This is a genomic window from Mesorhizobium sp. STM 4661 (assembly GCF_000359125.1).
GTDB lineage: Bacteria > Pseudomonadota > Alphaproteobacteria > Rhizobiales > Rhizobiaceae > Mesorhizobium.
Genome location: NZ_CAAF010000056.1, coordinates 57,299 through 77,955 on the forward strand (window position 1 = coordinate 57,299; position 20,657 = coordinate 77,955).

Here is a 20,657-nt window from a genome sequence, read left to right on the forward strand (position 1 = left end):
CCGTCTTGCTGACGGATCAATCGTCACGACTATCTTCATCAACGCCTTTTCGTGTTTCAATGAATCCCCGCGTGAAAGGGCGGGGCGAGCAAACTCGTCGATTATGCAGCGGCCTGCGGAGCGAAGACGCCGACGAATGCGATTCGCCAAGGACATCCACGCGCTGGACAATCGGCGCACTTGCCTCGGGCATCGATTTCATGGCGCGAGATGGATGATCACATGCACGATACTCGCAACTCCGAGCAAAGTGCCAGGCAGATCTCGTCACGCCGCATATCGCTTCCAAAAATGAAAAGCCCTAATTCAAAGTCCGAGATGAATAACGTGGTCCCTATTGTGCCGTTGCACGAGAGGGCGCCGGACATCTTTGAAACGTCGACAGCGCTCACCGCTCCCTCTGGGCTGGAAGCCACGTTGGCCAACGTCGTCGACCTCCTGCCATCGTTGGTGCAGGTGCGGCACGGCATCATCTCGCTCTGCGACGGTGCCGGCATACCGGACATGACCGTCGGCGCCGGCTGGAGCGAAGGCAGCGATGAGCGCTACCGCAAGCATCTGCCACGGGCGGCGATCGACCAGATCATAACGACGGGCATGGCGCTCGTCGCCGAGAACATAGCGTTGGATCCGGCTTTCAACGCCGCCGACAAGGACGTGCTCGGGGCGTCCGACAACATGAAAGTGTCGTTCATCGGCGTACCCATTCGCGTCGATGCGAACGTCGTGGGCACGCTGACCATCGACCGCATCCTGGACAACAAATCAGGCTCCCTCCTCGATCACGACCTGCGTCTCCTTACCACAATCGCTAATCTGGTTGGACAGACAGTGAAGCTGCATCGCCTGTTCGCGTCCGACCGCGAGCGACTGATGGCCGAGAAAATCCGGATGCAAAAGCAATTCGGCGAACTCAAGCAGCCTGGGCATGAGGGCAAAAGGGCTCATGTCAAGGGGATCATTGGCGACAGCCCGGCGCTGCGCGGGCTGCTTGAGAAGGTCGCGTTAGTAGCCAGGTCCAACAGCACCGTTTTGCTGCGCGGGGAATCCGGGACCGGCAAGGAGCTGGTCGCCAAGGCCGTTCACGAGATGTCGGGACGCGCCAAGCGGCCGTTCATCAAGCTCAATTGCGCAGCGCTCCCTGAGACAGTCCTGGAATCCGAACTGTTCGGTCACGAAAAGGGTGCCTTTACCAGTGCATTCAACTCGCGCAAGGGGCGCTTTGAGCTCGCCGACAAGGGAACGTTGTTTCTGGACGAGATCGGTGAGATTTCGGCCTCGTTCCAGGCAAAGCTGCTGCGCGTGCTGCAGGAGCAGGAGTTCGAGCGCGTCGGCAGCAACCAGACGATTAAGGTCGACGTTCGCGTGATTGCCGCCACGAACAGGAACCTGGAAGACGCGGTTGCAAGGAACGAGTTTCGCGCCGACCTTTATTATCGCATCAGCGTTGTTCCCCTGCTGGTGCCGCCATTGCGCGAAAGGCGCGGTGATATTCCGCTCCTTGCCGCTGAGTTTCTCAAGAATTTCAACAGCGAGAACGGCCGTACGATGGTCTTTGATGCGAGTGCGACTGAAGTGCTGATGAACTGTGCTTTTCCCGGAAATGTCCGCGAGCTTGAAAATTGCGTGCAGCGGACAGCGACCCTGGCAGCGGGAGCGTCAATCGGCAGAAACGACTTTGACTGCTGCCATGGCGGATGCCTTTCCGCGATGCTATGGAAGCACGCATCGAAGGAAACTGCGCCGAAATCGGAGCCGATCGCACCATCGCCACTGAACCCGGCCATGCAATCGTCTGGTGCTTTTGCTTCGGCCGCCATTGGGGTCCCGCATGACGACAGCGAGCAGGCACTGCCAGCGCCTGTTCGGCTAGGCCTCGTAAGCGACGCGAAGATGACCGATCGCGAGCGTCTCATCGCGGCCATGGAAAGATCCGGCTGGGTACAGGCAAAGGCAGCGCGCCTGCTTGGACTGACGCCGCGCCAGATTGGTTACGCGCTGAGGAAATACGGTATCGAGATCAAGAATCTCTGAACCTGCTGTCGGACTTCAAGCGGGGCCGCGAGATAGCGCGCGAGGCGAATAGCTGGGACAAATTAGCGTTGATTGGTACGGCTCGGACCTCCGTCGGTGAGGCGTTACAGCCCTCCTGTTGGCGCCGGCCGCAATCCACGGTCCGCTCGACCGCACGGCGCTTGGTATCCCAGTCAAGTTGGCGCAAACGCAGCGCCGTCATGGTCGGTCCGATGGCCATGTCGCTCCGCCGGCCCCGTGCCGGATGTCTCGCCATTGAAACGGAGAACAGTACGCCGTCAACCAACCCTACCGGAGTGGTGTAGGTCGTCAGGCAGATAAGCGCCGTGCTGCCTTTCGCGCACGCATATCCGGCGGCGTGATCGCCTTTTACGACACCTCCGACGCTCAATCGACGTCGCTCCTCACCCAGCGTCACCCACGGCGAGTGTCGCGTTTGGCATATTTTTGTGCAGGTTCGAAGAGGTAAAGTCGCCACAGCGCGTGGTGTTGACGCGACGATTGGTATGATAAAGAACAGAACTAAATCGGTTTAGACAGTTCGCGCGGAGGTCTAACCCAAGTGGCTCAGGAACCATGGATCAGGCCAAAGGACCAAGGAAAGGCAGAACCATAGGCAAGACCAACAATGTCAACGCCGACCTGATCGCAGTCGTGGTCGCCGTGAACGACGCTGGACCATGTGTTCTGACCATCGAACAGGGGGCCGCTCTTCCCTCGGGCCCGTTTGAGCTCGCTCATCGTTCGCTCCAGTCGGGGCTTAGGGCATGGGTGGAACTGCAGACCGGTCAGCCTCTCGGTTATATCGAGCAGCTCTACACCTTTGCCGATCGCGATCGGGTCGGCGCCAACCAGCGCGTGATCTCGATCAGCTATCTCGCACTCACCCGCGAAGAAGATGCGGGCGCCTCGGGCAGGCGCAGTTGGGCCAGCTGGTACGACTATTTCCCGTGGGAGGATCATCGGTCCGGCAGGCCCCCGATAGTGCTGGAAGAATTGCGGCCGCGCCTTATCGAATGGGCGGACGGCGCGGACGACGGCGCGACGCGCTTCGATCGCCGACGGAGAGCGGCGGTTGCCTTTGCCTTGGACGGCCGGGCATGGAACGAAGAACTCGCGCTGCAGCGCTACGAGCTGCTCTACGAAGCCGCCCTGGTGGAGGAAGCAAAGCGCGGCGGAGTTTCGGCCATCCTCGCTTCGGTGCCGGGCAGATCGATGATCGCCGATCACCGCCGCATTCTGGCAACGGCTATTGCGCGACTGCGCTCCAAAATCAAATACCGGCCTGTTGTGTTCGAACTGATGCCGCCGCTCTTCACGCTTTTGCAGCTACAGCGAACTGTGGAGGCGCTCTCCGGCAGGCTCATCAACAAGCCGAACTTTCGCCGGCTCATAGAGCAGCAGGAACTGGTTGAGAAGACCGGGGCGACGACCGCCGAGACCGGCGGCCGGCCTGCGCAACTCTACCGCTTCCACCATACTATTCTCGACGAGAGGCCTGTGGCCGGCACAAAATTACCGCTCGCACGGGCTTGACACCCCTTATAGTCACAACGATTATATATATCTTATAATCAGATGGACTATAACTGGAGGCTCGATGAGTGCCGTCCTGCCTTCGAGCGCCTCACTGTACGACCGCGTTCGGCGCGTTATCCCACCGATCGAGTGGTCGGTCTTCGTCGAGGATATCGACGCAATCCTGAATCTGAAGCGACAGCGCAATGCGGTCATCCTGGCGCATAACTACCAGACGCCGGAGATTTTTCACTGCGTGGCTGACATCGTCGGCGACAGCCTGGCGCTGGCCCGCAAGGCGATGACAGTCGATGCCGAAATCATCGTGCTCGCGGGCGTGCATTTTATGGCCGAGACCGCCAAGCTCCTCAATCCGGACAAGACCGTGCTCATCCCGGATCTCGGCGCCGGCTGTTCGCTGGCCGAGTCGATCACCGCCGAAGACGTGCGCCTGATGCGGCAGCGTTATCCGAGCGTTCCAGTGGTGACCTACGTCAACACCTCCGCCGCGGTGAAGGCTGAATCCGACATCTGCTGCACCTCGGGCAATGCGCTCGCGGTGGTGAAATCGCTCGGCGCGCCTCGTGTGATCATGCTGCCCGATGAATATCTGGCGAAGAACATCGCGGCGCAGACCAAGGTCGAGATCATTGCCTGGAAGGGGCGCTGCGAGGTGCACGAACGCTTCACCGCGGCCGACATCCGCGAGCTGCGTGAGGCCCATCCCGGCATCAGTGTACTTGCCCATCCCGAATGTCCGCCTGAAGTGGTCGCGGAAGCCGACTTCGCCGGCTCGACGGCGGCGATGTCCGACTATGTCGCGCGGCATAGGCCGGCGCGTGTGGTGCTGATGACGGAATGTTCCATGAGCGACAACGTCGCGGTCGAGCATCCGGAAGTAGATTTCGTGCGCCCATGCAATCTGTGCCCGCATATGAAGCGCATCACGCTCGCCAACATCCGGACCGCGCTCGAGGAGAACCGCCACGTCGTCACGATCGATCCTCATGTCGCTGAACGGGCCCGCTGGGCTGTGGAACGCATGCTCTTTGTATGACGGCGGACATCCATCACATTGGCGGAGCGCCGGTCATCATCGGCGCTGGTATCGCCGGGCTCATGACGGCGCTACACTTGGCGCCGCAACCAGTCGTCCTTCTGTCAAGGACCTCGCTCGGAACCGAAGCCTCGAGCATTCTAGCCCAGGGCGGGCTCGCAGCGAGTCTGGGGGAGGACGACAGCCCCGACCTGCACCTCGCCGATACGCTTGCTGCCGGCGATGGGCTTTGCGACGAACAAATGGCCAGGCGGGTGGTAGAGGCCGCACCTCAAGCCGTCGAGAATCTCATTCGTCTTGGTACTCCTTTCGACCGCTCGCTAGACGGGAGGCTGCAGCTGGGCCTGGAAGCGGCGCATTCGCGTCGCCGCATCGTGCACGCCGCCGGCGACGCAACTGGCCGCGAGTTGTTTCGGGCGCTACTCGGCGTGGCGCGGCGAACCCGTTCGATCACGATCATGGAAGGCATGACAGCGCTTCGCTTGGTTGTCGCAGAGGGCAGCATTGTTGGCTTGCTGACTGTCCTGCATGGCGCCGTGTTCGCATTGCCCACACGCCGCGTGGTGCTGGCGACCGGTGGTATAGGCGGCCTGTTTTGCGATACAACCAATCCGCTCTCCTCATTCGGGCACGGCCTGGCGCTGGCAGCCTGTGCTGGAGCGGAACTAGCCGATCTCGAATTCGTGCAATTCCACCCGACGGCCCTCGACATTGCGCGCCGGCCAATGCCGCTTGTCAGCGAAGCAGTGCGTGGCGAAGGCGCGGTGCTGATCGATGAGCACGGCCATCGCTTCCTGGCAGACACGCCCGGGGCAGAACTCGCATCGCGCGATGTGGTCGCGCGGGCGATCTCGGATCAGCTCGCAGCCGGGCATGGCGTCTATCTCGATGCCCGACATTGTCTCGGGCAGAAATTCGCAAGACGCTTTCCGGCAATCGACGCTATTTGCAAGCATGCCGGCATCGATCCGGCGGTGGAACCCATTCCCGTGCGACCCGCTGCTCACTATCACATGGGCGGCGTGGCCGTTGACGCCGAGGGGCGAACTTCCGTTAGCGGCCTGTGGGCCTGTGGCGAAGTCGCATGCACAGGACTGCATGGCGCCAACCGCCTTGCCAGCAACTCGCTGACCGAAGCGGTTGCAACCGCCGCCTGGGTGGCTGAAAGCGTCGCGGCTACCGCTGCGGGTTGGCAGTGGCCTAGGCTTCCGGCAACTGTTCCCATCCGGCCCGACCCTTCACCTATTCGCCCGATTGTGTCCAATGCGCTTGGCATTGTTCGGGATGGGAAATCATTGCGAGACACGGTCGCGACACTGCTGCCGATCTCTGTTTGCGAGACGGCCGCGGCCGATCCGGCCCTGGTGGCATTGTTGATGGCGATCGCCGCCCTTCGGCGCGAGGAGAGCCGCGGCTCCCACTATCGATCCGATTTCCCCGGGCGCGATGCCGCCGCCCTCCCCTCACGACTGACGCTCTGCACAGCTTTTGAGAATGCCGTCACGCTCAGATGGCAAGCATCCGAACGGAGCCGTTGACATGACTTCACTTGCACCACTTCCCCAGATCATCATGGAGCCCATCGTTCGTTGTGCCCTGCTTGAAGACCTGGGCAGAGCCGGCGACATCACGAGCGATGCGATCATCCCCGCCGATTGCAAAGCGACGCTGGCGTTGAATGCCCGGCAGGCAGGCGTTGTTGCCGGGCTCGACTTGGTCATGTTTGCCTTCCTGCTGGTCGATCCCGGGATCAGCATCCAGCTGCGGTGTCCTGAGGGCGGCAAGGTTTCGGCCGGCCAGACCATCGCGATCGTAAACGGGCCGGCGCGCAGCCTGCTGACGGCGGAGCGGACGGCGCTCAATTTCTTATGCAAACTCAGCGGCATCGCGACGGCAACGGCTACGCTCGTAAACGCGGTGAGGGGCCATAACGCAAAAATCGTGTGCACACGCAAAACGACGCCCGGCCTGCGTGTCCTGGAAAAGTATGCGGTACGAGCGGGCGGCGGTGCCAATCACCGCTTCGCGCTCGACGACGCCGTGCTGATCAAGGACAACCACATCGCCATTGCCGGCGATATCCGCACCGCAATTGAGCGGGCGCGCAGCGCCATCGGTCACATGGTCAAGATCGAGGTCGAGGTCGACAGGCTGGACCAGTTGGAGATCGCGCTTACAGCGGGCGTCGACGCCGTGCTCCTCGACAACATGTCGGTCGAGGACCTTGCGCAGGCTGTGGCTATGGTCGGTGGCCGCGCGATCACCGAGGCTTCGGGCCGGGTAACGCGGGCGAGCGCCCCGGCAATTGCGGCGACCGGCGTCGACCTCATATCGGTCGGCTGGCTTACCCACAGCGCGCCCATCCTCGACATTGGTCTCGACATGCCGGCCGACCGAAATTGCAACAGGCATCTGAACTGATGGAGAGGACATGAACCAGGATCGCAAAAACTCCTTTGGTCGCAGGCTAACCTGCGTCAGCACGTCCCCGGTTCCACCAACAGCCGACGCAAGCCTTCTCGGCGCCAGGCGACACGCTTCAACAACGGAGGCGGGAGGGACGGACCAGCAAGGCACAGAAAGCCGCGTCGCAGCCCTTGGCGTCATCATCTGCCGACTCGACGAGATGCGCCAGTTGGCGGCCTCTCACGGGCTGGAACTTCTGAGTTATCTGCTGGACGTCGCCTTCACCGAATCCTGCGACGCGATCAGAAAGGAGCATTCCTGTGCTCAGAGTAAAATAACGGAAACCGTAGTCCCCACGGATGACGTGAGTTGAGCCTGCGGGCAGCAGTTGGAGAGTCCGCTCAAGAGCGCCACCAGTCGCGTTTCGATAGAAGACTTCCCGCTGGCATGCGCCTTGTCTTCAGCATCCACTGCAACGCTCCAGGTCAAGGACGGAAGATTATGGAGAACAAGACCTTATGAACGAACTCAGCCCAGACCTGACCTCGGATCCAATCGGTTGGGCGCTTCCCCCTTGGACGCGAGCGGAAGCCCAAGCGCTCCACGACGCGCCGTTCAACGACCTGCTGTTTCAGGCGCAGACCGTGCACCGCCAGAATTTCGATCCCAACAAGGTCCAGCTCAGCCGGCTTCTCAGCATCAAGACAGGCGGATGTCCGGAGGATTGCGGCTATTGCAGCCAGTCGGCCCATCACGAAACCGGCCTGAAGGCGTCGAAGCTGATGGAGGTCAGGCGCGTCATCACAGAGGCGACCAAGGCGCGTGACGCCGGCGCCACCCGCTATTGCATGGGCGCGGCCTGGCGAAACCCGAAGGGGCGCGACATGGATGCAGTGGTGGCGATGGTCGAAGGCGTCAAGGCGCTGGGCATGGAGACCTGCATGACGCTCGGCATGCTCGATCTCGAGCAAACCGCTCGCCTGAAGCAGGCGGGTCTCGACTATTACAACCACAACATCGATACGTCTGAACGCTACTACAGCGAGATCATCTCGACCCGCAGCTTTGCCGATCGGCTCGATACGCTCGAGCAGGTTCGCCAAGCCGGCATCAAGGTCTGCAGCGGCGGCATTGTCGGCATGGGCGAAGAACCGGTGGACCGGATCGATATGCTGGTGACGCTGGCCAATCTGCCGGAACATCCCGAAAGCGTTCCGATCAACATGCTTATCCCGATCGAGGGCACCCCGCTTGCCGAGGCTAAACCCATCGAGCCGATCGAATTCGTGCGCGTCATCGCGCTGGCGCGCATCATGATGCCGAAATCGCATGTGCGTCTTTCCGCCGGCCGCACCGCTATGACCGACGAGATGCAGGCGCTGTGCTTTTTTGCCGGCGCCAACTCGATCTTCGTTGGCGATACGCTGCTGACGGCGGACAATCCCGGCGAGGACAAGGATACTCTGCTGTTCCGGCGCCTCGGAATCGAGCCCATGGAACTCGAGGCGCAATGAACGGGGCACCGCTTGCCCGCTATGACGCGACCTTGCAGGGGCTGGCGCGCAAGGACCGGCTGCGGGCGCTGTCGTCGCGCGCCGGCCTCGACTTCTCGTCGAACGACTATCTCGGCCTCGCCGCCTCGAGGAGGCTTGGCGACGCGGTTGCGGCGGCGATCGCGCAGGGCACGCCGGTCGGCGCGACCGGATCGCGGCTGTTACGCGGCAACGCGCCGGAACATGAGCAACTGGAGGCAGACGCGGCGACGTTCTTCGGAGCCGAACGCGCGCTGTTCTTCGGCAGCGGCTACATCGCCAACTTCGCCCTCCTGACCGCCTTGCCGCAGAAGGGTGACCTGCTCGTCCTCGACGAGCTCGCCCATGCCAGCATGCATGAGGGGGCCCGCGCTGGCCGCGCCGAGTTCAAGCTCGCCGCGCATAACGACGTCGATGCCGTCGAGGATGCGATCACGCGCTGGCGCGCCGAAGGCGGCACCGGGCGCGTCTGGATCGTGATCGAAAGCCTCTACAGCATGGACGGCGACCGCGCGCCGCTGGAAAGCCTGGTCGCGCTTGCCGATCAGCACGAGGCATTCCTCGTCGTCGATGAAGCGCATGCCACCGGCATCTGGGGACGGGACGGCCGGGGGCTGGCCGCCGCTTTCGAGGGCCGCGACAACATCGTCGCACTTCACACATGCGGCAAGGCGCTCGGCGCGTCCGGCGCACTCGTCACCGGGCCTGGACTGCTGTGCGACTATCTCGTCAACCGCTCCCGGCCATTCATCTATTCCACCGCGCCATCGCCGCTGATGGCAGTGGCAGTGCGCGAAGCGATTGCCATGCTGTCCGATGAGCCCCAGCGTCGTGTCCAGCTGCAGGAGCGCGTTGCCTTCGCGGGCCGCCAATTGGCCGAGCGCTGCGGCGTGAAGCCCAGCGACTCGCAGATCCAGCCCTTTGTCATCGGCGATAACAGGCGCACCATGGCGGTGGCGGCAGCACTGCAGGCGCGCGGCTTCGACATTCGCGGCATTCGTCCACCGACCGTGCCCGAGGGCACATCGCGACTGCGCATTTCGCTGACGCTCAACGTCGACGAAGCCGACATTTCAGCGATGGTCGAGGCGCTCGTTGAGGTGTTGGCCCAAACATGATCGGAGGCGACATGACCAAGCGCATCGTCATCACCGGAACAGATACCGGAATCGGCAAGACGGTGTTTTCGGCGGGATTGGCCGGCTTCCTCGACGGCTTCTACTGGAAGCCGGTGCAGTCGGGCCTCGACGGCGAGACCGACAGCGAGGTTGTTGCGCGGCTTGCCGGCCTTCCGCCGGGGCGCGTGCTGCCCGAAGTGTATCGCCTGAAGGAGCCGCTATCGCCGCATCGTTCAGCCGAACTCGACGGCGTCGCGATAGACGTGGCAAAACTCTCGCTTCCAGTCCTACCGGGTCCGCTCATCATCGAAGGCGCCGGCGGCCTGATGGTGCCGCTCAATCGACAGACAAGGTTCATCGATATTTTCCGGGAATGGCAACTGCCGGTCATCCTTTGCGCGCGCACCGCGCTCGGCACCATCAATCACACCCTGTTGTCGATCGAGGCGCTGCGGGCTCGCTCCATCCCGCTCATCGGCCTCGCCTTCATTGGCGAGGAGGTGGCCGATACGCAAAGGACAATCGTGGAATTCAGCGGCGTGCCACAGCTCGGCAGACTGCCGCTGCTCGATCCGCTGACGAGCGAAACCCTGACAGACGCGATGGCTGCCAGCTTTGACCTTGCCCTGATTGCCGGAGGCGAATGATGGCGCAGTCCCGAGTCTGGCATCCGTTCACACAGCACGCGCTCGAGCCGGCGATCCCTGAAATCGTGCTGACGGAAGGCGCCTATCTCCACAAGGCCGACGGCGCTCGCATCCTGGACGCGATTTCCTCCTGGTGGGTCGTCACCCATGGCCACCGCCATCCCCGCATCATGAAGGCCATCGAGGCGACCGCGTCGAGCCTCGACCAGATCATCTTCGCCGGCTTCACCCACGAGCCGGCCGAACGCCTGGCCGAGGCGCTTGTCGGCCTCGCGCCCGCAGGCCTCGACCGGGTGTTCTATTCCGACAGCGGCTCGACCTCAGTCGAAGTCGCATTGAAGATGGCGCTCGGCTATTTCCGCAACATCGGCGCGCCGCGCTCGCGCATCGCCGTAATGGAGCACAGCTATCATGGCGACACGATCGGCACGATGAGCGTCGGCGCCCGCGGCGTGTTCAACGCCGCCTACGAGCCTTTGCTGTTCGAGGTCGACACCATCCCGTTTCCGGCCGCCGGGCGAGAGCAGGAGACGCTGGATCGGTTCGAGGCAGTTTCCCGCGACCGGCGCGCGGCCGCGCTGATCGTCGAGCCGCTGGTGCTTGGCGCCGGCGGCATGCTGATGTATCCGGCCTCGGTTCTCACCGAATTGAAGAAGATCGCAGAAACCTCCGGCACTCTGCTGATCGCCGACGAGGTGATGACCGGCTGGGGGCGCACCGGGACCATGTTCGCCTGCGAGCAGGCGTCCATATCTCCTGATATCCTGTGCACCTCGAAGGGCTTGACCGGCGGTGCCATCCCGCTGGCCGCCACACTAGCCACCGATGCCATCTTTCAGGCCCATTATTCCGAGGACCGCAAGAAGACGTTTTTCCACTCGAGCTCCTATACCGCCAATCCGATTGCTTGTGCGGCAGCACTTGCCAATGTCGAGATCTGGCACGACGAGCCGGTGGCCGAGCGGGTCGCGGCCCTGAGCGCGAGGCAGGCCGCCGGGCTTCAGCGCTTTCGCGACAATGCCAACTTCACCGACAGCCGGGCGACCGGCACGATCGCGGCCCTCGATCTGCGCACTGGCTCAGCCGGTTACCTGGCCGAGATTGGGCCAAAGCTGCGCGCATTCTTCCTCGAGCGCGGCATGCTCGTGCGCCCGCTCGGCAACGTCCTCTATCTTCTGCCGCCCTATTGCATCACCGGCGAGGAATTGGACGGGCTCCATGACGCCATCGAGGAGGCCGGCGAACGCTTCGGCACAAAGCCATGAGCGGATCGTCGCGCGTCCTCGGGTTTGGTCATCATGCGCCGTCGCGCAAGGTCGAGAACCCGGAAATTGAAGACCGTCTCGGGCTTGAACCCGGCTGGATCGAGCGGCGCACCGGCATTCGCTCGCGCTTCTGGGCAACCGACGAAGACACGCTGTCGGGCCTTGCCGCGCAAGCCGGCGACATGGCGCTGGCGAATGCCGGCATCGACCGGAGCGACATCGGTCTTCTGTTGCTCGCCACCTCGACCCCCGACCACCTTCTGCCACCAAGTGCGCCGCTGGTCGCACATCGGCTGGGGCTCGGCCGGGCCGGCGCTATCGATCTCACCGGCGCCTGCGCCGGCTTCATCTATGCGCTGATGTTCGCTGACGGATTCACCCGGCTGCATGGCAAGGTGAGCCTCGTCATCGCCGCCAACATCCTTAGCCGCCGCATCAATCCCGCCGAGCGCGCCAGCGCCGTGCTGTTTGCCGATGCTGCTGGCGCCGTGGTGATTGGTCCGTGCGATAAACCGGATCGAGGCATTCTCGGCGCTTCGGTGAATTCCGACGGATCGCGCTATGGGTTGATCCAGATTCCCGCCGGCGGAAGCAACACCCCGTTCCATGGCGACCTCGATCTCGAGCAGACCCGCATGACGATCACCGACGGCCGCGAAGTGTTCGCCAAGGCGGTTGAGATGATGACTGCCTGCTCGCAGGACGCACTCGCGGCGGCCCGGATGCGGCCGCAGGACATCGATCGGTTCGTACCGCACCAGGCCAATGCCCGCATTTTCGATGCGGTCGGGCGAAACCTCGGCATCGCCGATGAAGCGATCGTCAAGACGATCGCCGGGTATGGCAACTCTTCCGCCGCGACGATCCCGCTCTCGCTGTCGCTCGCCCATCGGGCGGCGCCGTTCCGGCCGGGGGAGAAGGTTCTTCTGGCGGCCGCGGGTGCGGGTCTTAGCGGCGGTGCGCTCGTCGTTGGAATTTAGCCGCGCGAACCGAACTGCCAAGACTGACCTTGAACGATGAATACAGGGACAACGACCAATGCGAAAACTAGTCGCCGGCAAGCTGCACGGCATCCACGTCACCGAAGCGAACCTCAACTACCATGGTTCGATAACGCTCGACCCCGACCACTGCGAGGCAGCCGGGATCCTGCCGATGGAATTCGTGGAGATATGGAACAAGAATTCCGGTGCGCGGATTTCGACCTATGTCATCCTCGGCGAGCGCGGTTCACGGTGCTGCATCCTCAACGGAGCGGCGGCTCGCACCTGTCAGCCCGACGACCCAATTATCGTCTGCAACTCCATCTACCTGGACGAAGCGCATATCACCTCGCTGAAGCCGCGCATCGTCACGTTCGACCAGGATAACTACATACTCGACCGCCTGAGCTACTCCGTCGATCTTGACACAGACGGCCGTTACAGTTTCTCGATCCTTGATGAGGCGAATGAAGCTTTGGCAATTCCAGCCTTGGTCTCCGGGGCGTGAGCCGCGCTCCGCAGATGTGCGAGCCTCGGCACTGAAGAGCGTCTGGTCTAAGACTCGACGAAGTTGCTGAAAAAGGCCGATGCCTACTGCGCCTTGGGCACCGTGGGCCTTCGTGGGATGGCGCAATGTCTCGCAGCTGCTGATCCGCGAACAGCGGTTTGCATGTCTGACCCTTGTCTCAGGTTACTTGCGGTGGCGGCTTGCAAATTCTTTCTGCTTTCTCAAGCGCCGCGGCTGGGTCCTTGACGACCTGGCTTTTCATGATCTTTGCCGCCGTGTCGATCAAGCAGGCCACAGTCTTCCGCATCGGCAGCGGTGCCAACCATCATCGCGAATATGGCTAGCCGAACGGCCGCAAGCAGCATTGAGGTGGGCCTTCGGCAAAGGTTTCCCGCCGGCGCCAAGGCTCGCCAGCCATCCGACGCCTGATCCGGTTACATATCAGGTTCGTCGATCGGTGGCTTGGCAGCAAGACCGAGCCTGGCTCGTTGGCCATCGGCGTAATTTTCGGCGGGAAACTGTGTCTTGAACCGAAGAACTGTCAGTTTGCCGTCCTCGACAATATGAACAACCCACCCCCCACTACAACGCTTGACCCGCACGTCATTAGGTTCGCCAGCCACCATTGCTGCCCCTCATTTTCGTCGCCCTTGGGCTGAGACTGGAAGTCGTTCCCGCACATCGGAAAACATAGGACCTTACGTAACGTCAAGCCCCGATTTTGGGATAGCCGATGCCTTGTCGATTTCAGGGTGACGGCGATTCTGGTCCGCAACGTCCGTGAGTGCTCAAATCGATTTAGATGCGCAGATTTTGCATGTTAATTCAGCCTTGTTATCCACAGCTAACGTGAATGGGAACGCGTATTCAGTCCGAGTACCTCTGCAAAAAATCTGCCGCTCTGGTGCCTCAGCGCGATCACCCGGCACTTCAAGATGTTTCATAGCTCCGGACCGTTCCGAACGATCAGGGTGCCGGATGGCCACTCGCTCATCGAGCGTCCAATCGGCACAACCACGACGAGCACATCCTCGACGCGCGTGGGCGGCAGGTCGAGATACACATCTGCGAGAGTGGACCGGACACTCGAGCGAGGTCAGTTCCGTGGCAGTCGTTATTTCGCCGATGGTGGACACACTCTCGCCGCTCTCCGATTCGACGCGGTTCTTGATCGTGGCAATGATTTCCGTTGCGAGTTGATCAGCCATTCTGTTCCTTTCTATAGCAATGCCTTTTGACGCGGGCGCGGGCGCCATACCTCTGCCAGTCACGTCGCGAAAATCACCCCTAGCCAGGCTTGTGCCACTCACCAACAGCAATCGGATTATAGAGACCGGATGAGTTCCGGTTGGTCTGAGGCGTTGGCATCCAACCGCAACTCATTTTCCCGGGGCAACTTCCATCGCACGTCTGAGCTCATGGAAAAGTCTTCTCCTTTCGGGCTCTTTTTCGCAGTCGTCACACGATAAGGGAGCGGGCGATCAGGGCGTGTGAGGTGCTGACGTCAAACGCGAGATTCCGGAAGATTGATAAAATCGTTTGTTTCGATGAGATGCATCCACCCTGTGGATAGAAATACAGTCCTATGAACGGGCAAGCCTCTGGTGCGGGAGATGATGCTAAAGGAGACATCCCGCATGGCCACTCCACGCAAAAGCTCGGCACGTCTCGGCGCTACCAAATGCTCAGCCCCTCACCTCGCTCTCTACGGTGCGACGAAGCGCGCTGGCAGATCGCGGAAGGCACAATGGTTACCGATCCGCAGGGTGGATTCATCCTGTGGGTCGAGCCTCCGAACACCATCGATTGGCTCGACTCTTTCAGGGCTGCATCGTCCGGAAAATCGTGATCGCCCACCCTCTTGTCTTGACTAGCCCCAGCCTAGGGCTTATCTCGTCGCATTGTTAGCGCTCGCCCTTGGTGAGTGCTAACCGCAGGCCGGCATAGCCGAGCTTTGTAAGTTATCCGGCGTCGCCGGACGCTTTTCTCACCGTTCTCATCGAGGAAGAAAAAATGGCAAAGTCGAAGTTCCGCCCGCTTCATGACCGCGTGGTCGTTCGCCGGGTCGAATCCGAATCCAAGACCGCCGGCGGGATCATCATCCCCGACACGGCAAAGGAAAAGCCGCAGGAAGGCGAGATCATCGCCGTCGGCTCGGGCGCCCGCGACGAAGCTGGCAAGCTCGTGCCCCTGGACGTCAAGGCTGGCGACCGTATCCTGTTCGGCAAGTGGTCGGGCACCGAAGTCAAGCTCAATGGCGAAGACCTTCTGATCATGAAGGAAGCCGACATCATGGGCATCATCGGCTAACACGCCGCTGCCTTTCATCCGTACCATCCAATCTGAATTTCGGGCGAAATGCCCAGGAGTACAAAATGGCTGCCAAAGACGTAAAATTCTCCCGTGACGCCCGCGAGCGCATGCTGCGCGGTGTCAACATCCTCGCCGACGCGGTGAAGGTGACGCTCGGCCCCAAGGGCCGCAACGTCGTTATCGACAAGTCGTTCGGCGCCCCGCGCATCACCAAGGACGGCGTCACCGTCGCCAAGGAAATCGAGCTTGAAGACAAGTTCGAAAACATGGGCGCACAGATGGTCCGCGAAGTCGCTTCGAAGACCAACGACATCGCCGGCGACGGCACCACGACCGCGACCGTTCTGGCGCAATCGATCGTCCAGGAAGGCCACAAGGCGGTTGCCGCCGGCATGAACCCGATGGACCTGAAGCGCGGCATCGATCTTGCCGTGACCGACGTCGTCGCGACGCTGATCAAGAACGCCAAGAAGATCAAGACCTCGGAAGAGGTTGCCCAGGTCGGCACGATCGCCGGCAATGGCGACGAGTCGGTCGGCAAGATGATCGCGGAAGCGATGCAGAAGGTCGGCAACGAAGGCGTCATCACGGTCGAGGAAGCCAAGACTGCCGAGACCGAACTCGAAGTCGTCGAAGGCATGCAGTTCGACCGCGGCTACCTCTCGCCCTACTTCGTCACCAACGCCGACAAGATGGTTGCCGATCTCGAGGACGTCTACATCCTGCTGCACGAGAAGAAGCTCTCCAACCTGCAGGCCATGCTGCCGGTTCTCGAAGCCGTCGTGCAGACCTCGAAGCCGCTGCTCATCATCTCGGAAGACGTCGAAGGCGAGGCTCTGGCCACGCTGGTCGTCAACAAGCTGCGTGGCGGCCTGAAGATCGCCGCCGTCAAGGCGCCGGGCTTCGGTGATCGCCGCAAGGCCATGCTGGAAGACATCGCCATCCTCACCGGTGGCCAGGTCATCTCCGAAGACCTCGGCATCAAGCTCGAGAACGTCGGCCTCAACATGCTCGGCCGCGCCAAGAAGGTGTCGATCTCCAAGGAGAACACCACCATCGTCGACGGCGCCGGCAAGAAGGAAGAGATCCAGGGCCGCGTCGCCCAGATCAAGCAGCAGATCGAAGAGACCACCTCGGACTACGACAAGGAGAAGCTGCAGGAACGTCTCGCCAAGCTGGCGGGCGGCGTTGCGGTGATCCGCGTCGGCGGTGCGACGGAAGTCGAAGTCAAGGAAAAGAAGGACCGCGTTGACGATGCGCTGAACGCGACACGCGCGGCCGTGGAAGAAGGCATCGTTCCCGGCGGCGGCGTTGCCCTGCTGCGCGCTTCGCTGAGCATCAACGCTGTCGGCGCAAACTCCGACCAGACCGCTGGCATCAGCATCGTGCGTCGTGCGCTGCAGGCTCCGGCCCGCCAGATCGCGGCCAACGCCGGTGCGGAAGCCTCGATCGTTGCCGGCAAGATCCTTGAGAACAAGGGCGCGACCTTCGGTTTCAACGCCCAGACCGGCGAATATGGCGACATGATCGCCATGGGCATCGTCGATCCGGTCAAGGTCGTGCGCACGGCTCTCCAGGACGCGGCCTCGGTCGCCGGCCTGCTGGTCACCACCGAAGCCATGATCGCGGAGGCTCCGAAGAAGGAGTCGGCTGGCGGCGGCGGCATGCCTGGCGGCATGGGCGGCGGCGGCATGGGCGGCATGGGCGGCATGGACTTCTAATCTAGCCTCTATCAGCTTTCGGATACCGAGAGGGCGGCAGCGACGCCGCCCCCTTTTTTTGGGACGGAGCCGGTCGGAAAAGGTTGGGCTCGCGTGATATTGTAGTGCGCGCGCCTACACGGCCACACTACATCGTCGCAGTGGAGCTTTCGGGTGGCGAACTGAACAAACATGGCTTTGTGCGCGACTATCAAGACTTAGCAGCGCTCAAGCCACTACATCGATGGCACGTTCGACCATGGCGGTCGGTTTTCGATATGCCTGATACGAGCGGCCGTGGAAGCCGCTCAAAGAATGATACCGCAGTGCTGTTGCCAACGTCGGCGATTTCGATGATCGACTCCGCCTATGCCAGCTCTTCACGAGCTCTATCCGCGCGCTTGCCTGTTATGGAGCGAAAGCCTTAGCGCGACTCGTGATTGAGGCTGTCATTGCTATGGGCTAATCAGTCGGGAAGCTGCGCTTGCAATGACGGAGGGCCGGAACGATCTCGTCCGATCATCTGGCACAAGGTGTGCTTATTAGTACGTTGCGAAGCTAGTAACTTAACCATGAAGGGGGACGACGGTTTGACCGTGACACAGTCGCTGACGAGACGTCTCAAAAATCCCGAGCTATTTGGCGATCTGGCCGGTGTGCCTGGTCGGAAGGCGGAGCAATCCACGAGGCGTTTTTCGGTGTTCAATCCCTCAACGGGCGAGCTGTTGGCTGAGCTTCCAGATATGGATGTCCGGGACGTTTCCAAGGCAATCGATAAGGCTGAAGCTGCGCAGGAACATTGGGCGGCGCTCACCGCGCGCGAGCGCTCCGACATCTTATGGGAATGGCACCAACTGATCCTCGACCACAGCGAGGATCTTGCAGCCATTTTGACGGCTGAAATGGGTAAGCCGCTTGCAGAGGCGAAGTCTGAAATCGCCCATGCCGCAGCCTACCTCCAATGGTATGCCGAGGAGGCCAATCGCATCTATGGCGAGACGATTTCGCCGCCTTCTAACGACAGGCGTATGCTGGTAATCAAACAGCCGATCGGTGTTGTCGGCGCCATTACTCCTTGGAATTTTCCCGCCTCGATGGTGGCTCGCAAGATTTCGCCTGCGCTTGCCGCCGGGTGCGCGATTGTTCTGAAACCCGCGGAGCAAACACCGCTTGTCGCGGGTGCTATGTTCACGCTTGCCCGGATGGCAGGTTTTCCCGATGGCGTTCTAAACTTGATCTACGCATCGGAAGGCGATGCGGTTGGGCGTGAACTTTGCTCGAACCCGAAGGTCCGCAAGATCAGCTTCACTGGGTCGACCGAGGTCGGGCGGCTGCTCATGAGGCAGTGCTCGGATCAGATCAAAAGAACCAGCTTCGAACTTGGTGGTAACGCTCCTTTCATTGTTTTTGATGATGCAGACGTCGACGCTGCCGTCGATGGTGCGCTACAGGCAAAGTTTCGGAATGCAGGCCAGACCTGCGTTTCAGCCAATCGGCTTTACGTACAGTCCAGCGTGTATAATGAATTCTGCGACAAATTCACCAAGCGCGTCAGTGCATTGCGCGTCGGTGACGGTTTCGAGCCAGAAGTCGCGATCGGTCCCCTGATCGATAAGTGCGCGCTTGCAAAGATTGAAGATCATATTCGCGATGCTGTGCGGCAGGGTGGGAAGATCCGTTGCGGTGGCAACCGTATCGGCGAATCGGGAACCTTCTTCGAGCCCACGGTGATCACCGACGTCGAAAGGACAATGCGGGTCGCTCAGGAAGAAACCTTCGGACCGCTGGCTCCCATAATCCGCTTCAACGATCCCGACCAGGTGGTGCGCGAGGCGAATGACACGATTTACGGTCTTGCAGCCTACTTCTACGCTTCCAATCTAAAGCGCGTGTGGCGCGTGGCTGAAGCCCTCGAATACGGAATGGTCGGCATCAATACGGGACGCATGTCATCCGAGGCTGCACCCTTTGGCGGAATGAAGCAATCAGGGATCGGTCGTGAGGGGTCGCGCCACGGCCTCGAGGATTATCTCGAAATGAAGTACCTGTGCATGGGTGGGCTATAATCCCACAGCATCCGCGTCCCATTGACTTCGCCCTGACAATCCGCCGCGGCCATCGATGGAATGGTGGCCTTCGATCAAGGCCCAGCGTAAAACCTTGATGCTGTCATCCTTGCCTTCGGCCGCATTCACCGATCCCTGATTGACACGTGCTTGCCATGTACCGCTTCAATCCGCCGGGAGTGGTTTTTCCTGTCTCGGCCGCGATACTGGACCAGATCAACGAGCACAGGGGCGTGCTCGCCACCTGTCGAGCCGTGCTTGCAATAAGGAATTCGCCGCGCTGACCAATGACGAGGCACGGCGGATCGAGGCGATCTACGGGCAAACCTTTGGTGGCGGTTGAAGGCGTGATCATCATAAGGATTGATCTTTAGTCCGACGGCACGGCGGTGCCCTTAATCCGCCCATTGTTTCCGGACCTTGGTTTGTCGCCGACACATGCGCGAGCGTCCCTCGGGTTCGACCGGCCGCCGATGACCGCCGCGAGCCGAATGCGCTTAACAAGATGGCAGATCGTCCGCTCGATTTGACGCATTCACTAGGGGAGTCCCGGCAAGGGGCTGAGATACTGCTGGCTTTCGCGGCGCAATGACCCATTGAACCTGATTCAGTTCATGCTGGCGTAGGGACGGTGCCAGCGTTGCGCGTCCCATGCCCGAAAACCTTGTAAGTAGGCAGGCCGAAGTGCCCGCCTCGCGGTGCGCAAAATCTCCGTCCATCCGACAGCCGGCGAGCCTTCGATCACAGTTCTACCGTCTGGTCGAATGGCGGCATCTTCTGAAGCCTTATTGCAGCCCTAGCTTCCTCTTCAGTTCCGCGTTCTCTGTGCGCAGGCGTTCCGCGAGCAGGCTCTTCAATCGCTTGTTTTCTTTCTCGAGGGCGACCAGGGCCTTGAGATCGTCACCATCGGATCTAGGCGCCGCGGCCTTCTTCCAGTGATAATAGGTCTGTTCCGATATACCCGCCTGCTTTACGGCGCTCTTGAGAGTGGTGCCGCCGCTGATCGACGTCTCGACCTGAGCGAGCATTTGGGCGCGCTCTTTTCCGGAGTAGACCTTCCGGGCGCTCCGCACGGCCGCTGCTGTTGCTGTTGCTTCCGCCGGGGACGCCGTATTGGCGCCATTCTTGCGACCAGGCTCAGTCTTGGCCTTCCGCGAAGGTGGGGTTTTCTTCTTCGTTTCAGGCGTCCTTCCTTTGGGAGCGTGTTCGGTTGCAGCTTCTACTGATTCAGCGTCTAGGGGATTTGCCATGAGATACTCCGCTCGCGGTTTGTGCGCGTGTTCAGCATCAAGGGCTATGACATTAGAGTCAATCAGCCGACGATTTGGCAGATCCATATCTTTGAGCTCCCTTGTTGTGTCGGCTATAGCCGCAGAGAGATCGACATCGCTCCAGATGGAATGGCCCCGTTTTTGATAATTGCGCTTTTGTTTGACCTCCACAGTGAACGGTCGGGTCTGCCGCCTCATAGTTTCTTCCTTGTTAGAACGAATTGCACAGGAGGTCGCGG

Annotated in this window: 16 protein-coding genes, 2 pseudogenes and 1 riboswitch; of the genes and pseudogenes, 16 read left to right on the forward strand and 2 right to left on the reverse strand. The window is 61.2% G+C overall.

The genetic code is table 11. The features are described 5' to 3' along the window. The first annotated feature begins 318 nt into the window (after nt 1-318). The 12 genes from nifA (at nt 319) to panD (ending at nt 13,068) form a co-directional block, all read left to right on the forward strand. On the forward strand, nt 319-2,034 hold the full coding sequence (gene nifA / locus MESS4_RS18425) for a nif-specific transcriptional activator NifA (protein ID WP_006333925.1): 1,716 nt from the start codon (nt 319-321) through the stop codon (nt 2,032-2,034). A 576-nt stretch (nt 2,035-2,610) separates the two neighbouring features. Next, on the forward strand, nt 2,611-3,570 hold the full coding sequence (locus tag MESS4_RS18430) for a hypothetical protein (RefSeq protein WP_006333926.1): 960 nt from the start codon (nt 2,611-2,613) through the stop codon (nt 3,568-3,570). A 64-nt stretch (nt 3,571-3,634) separates the two neighbouring features. Further along, nucleotides 3,635-4,609: a quinolinate synthase NadA gene (nadA, locus tag MESS4_RS18435; RefSeq protein ID WP_006333927.1), complete on the forward strand. Its 975-nt coding sequence runs from the start codon at nt 3,635-3,637 to the stop codon at nt 4,607-4,609. Continuing rightward, the gene (locus MESS4_RS18440) at nt 4,606-6,147 is read left to right on the forward strand and encodes an L-aspartate oxidase (RefSeq protein ID WP_006333928.1); all 1,542 of its coding nucleotides are present in this window, start codon (nt 4,606-4,608) and stop codon (nt 6,145-6,147) included. Before nadA ends, MESS4_RS18440 begins: the two co-directional genes overlap by 4 nt. A 1-nt stretch (nt 6,148) precedes the next feature. Continuing rightward, on the forward strand, nt 6,149-7,030 hold the full coding sequence (nadC, locus tag MESS4_RS18445) for a carboxylating nicotinate-nucleotide diphosphorylase (RefSeq protein ID WP_006333929.1): 882 nt from the start codon (nt 6,149-6,151) through the stop codon (nt 7,028-7,030). 10 nt (nt 7,031-7,040) lie between these two features. Continuing rightward, the gene (locus MESS4_RS18450; RefSeq protein ID WP_006333930.1) at nt 7,041-7,388 is read left to right on the forward strand and encodes a hypothetical protein; all 348 of its coding nucleotides are present in this window, start codon (nt 7,041-7,043) and stop codon (nt 7,386-7,388) included. A gap of 145 nt (nt 7,389-7,533) precedes the next feature. Beyond that, entirely contained in the window at nt 7,534-8,529 is a 996-nt protein-coding gene (gene bioB, locus MESS4_RS18455) for a biotin synthase BioB (protein ID WP_006333931.1), read from the forward strand. After that, on the forward strand, nt 8,526-9,665 hold the full coding sequence (locus MESS4_RS18460; protein ID WP_006333932.1) for an 8-amino-7-oxononanoate synthase: 1,140 nt from the start codon (nt 8,526-8,528) through the stop codon (nt 9,663-9,665). Before bioB ends, MESS4_RS18460 begins: the two co-directional genes overlap by 4 nt. 11 nt (nt 9,666-9,676) lie before the next feature. After that, nucleotides 9,677-10,312, forward strand: a complete 636-nt coding sequence (gene bioD, locus MESS4_RS18465) for a dethiobiotin synthase (protein ID WP_036241602.1) — start codon at nt 9,677-9,679, stop codon at nt 10,310-10,312. Further along, nucleotides 10,312-11,577, forward strand: coding sequence for an adenosylmethionine--8-amino-7-oxononanoate transaminase (locus tag MESS4_RS18470; RefSeq protein ID WP_006333934.1), 1,266 nt, complete (start codon nt 10,312-10,314; stop codon nt 11,575-11,577). Before bioD ends, MESS4_RS18470 begins: the two co-directional genes overlap by 1 nt. Then, nucleotides 11,574-12,557: a beta-ketoacyl-ACP synthase III gene (locus MESS4_RS18475; protein ID WP_006333947.1), complete on the forward strand. Its 984-nt coding sequence runs from the start codon at nt 11,574-11,576 to the stop codon at nt 12,555-12,557. Before MESS4_RS18470 ends, MESS4_RS18475 begins: the two co-directional genes overlap by 4 nt. A gap of 58 nt (nt 12,558-12,615) precedes the next feature. Continuing rightward, nucleotides 12,616-13,068: an aspartate 1-decarboxylase gene (panD, locus tag MESS4_RS18480; protein ID WP_006333949.1), complete on the forward strand. Its 453-nt coding sequence runs from the start codon at nt 12,616-12,618 to the stop codon at nt 13,066-13,068. Nucleotides 13,069-14,008: 940 nt separating this feature from the next. On the opposite strand, the pseudogene MESS4_RS32410 reads toward panD, so the two are convergent. Beyond that, nucleotides 14,009-14,152: pseudogene (locus tag MESS4_RS32410) on the reverse strand (acyltransferase); the annotation flags it as partial. A gap of 929 nt (nt 14,153-15,081) precedes the next feature. Between MESS4_RS32410 and groES the strand changes: the two are divergent. The 4 genes and pseudogenes from groES (at nt 15,082) to MESS4_RS18495 (ending at nt 19,147) form a co-directional block, all read left to right on the forward strand. After that, complete coding sequence (groES, locus tag MESS4_RS18485) at nt 15,082-15,378, forward strand: co-chaperone GroES (RefSeq protein ID WP_006333965.1); 297 nt, start codon at nt 15,082-15,084, stop codon at nt 15,376-15,378. 65 nt (nt 15,379-15,443) lie between these two features. Then, on the forward strand, nt 15,444-17,102 hold the full coding sequence (gene groL / locus MESS4_RS18490; protein WP_006333967.1) for a chaperonin GroEL: 1,659 nt from the start codon (nt 15,444-15,446) through the stop codon (nt 17,100-17,102). A 105-nt stretch (nt 17,103-17,207) separates the two neighbouring features. Then, a pseudogene (locus MESS4_RS33605) lies at nt 17,208-17,342 on the forward strand (6-carboxytetrahydropterin synthase); the annotation flags it as partial. A 311-nt stretch (nt 17,343-17,653) separates the two neighbouring features. Further along, nucleotides 17,654-19,147 (forward strand): NAD-dependent succinate-semialdehyde dehydrogenase, encoded by a 1,494-nt coding sequence (locus MESS4_RS18495; protein WP_006333969.1) that lies wholly within the window; start codon nt 17,654-17,656, stop codon nt 19,145-19,147. Between the two features lie 530 nt (nt 19,148-19,677). Further along, nucleotides 19,678-19,794, forward strand: a riboswitch (TPP riboswitch). Between the two features lie 138 nt (nt 19,795-19,932). On the opposite strand, the gene MESS4_RS18500 is transcribed toward MESS4_RS18495, so the two are convergent. Further along, nucleotides 19,933-20,616, reverse strand: coding sequence for a transposase (locus MESS4_RS18500; RefSeq protein WP_006333971.1), 684 nt, complete (start codon nt 20,614-20,616; stop codon nt 19,933-19,935). Nucleotides 20,617-20,657: the final 41 nt, after the last annotated feature.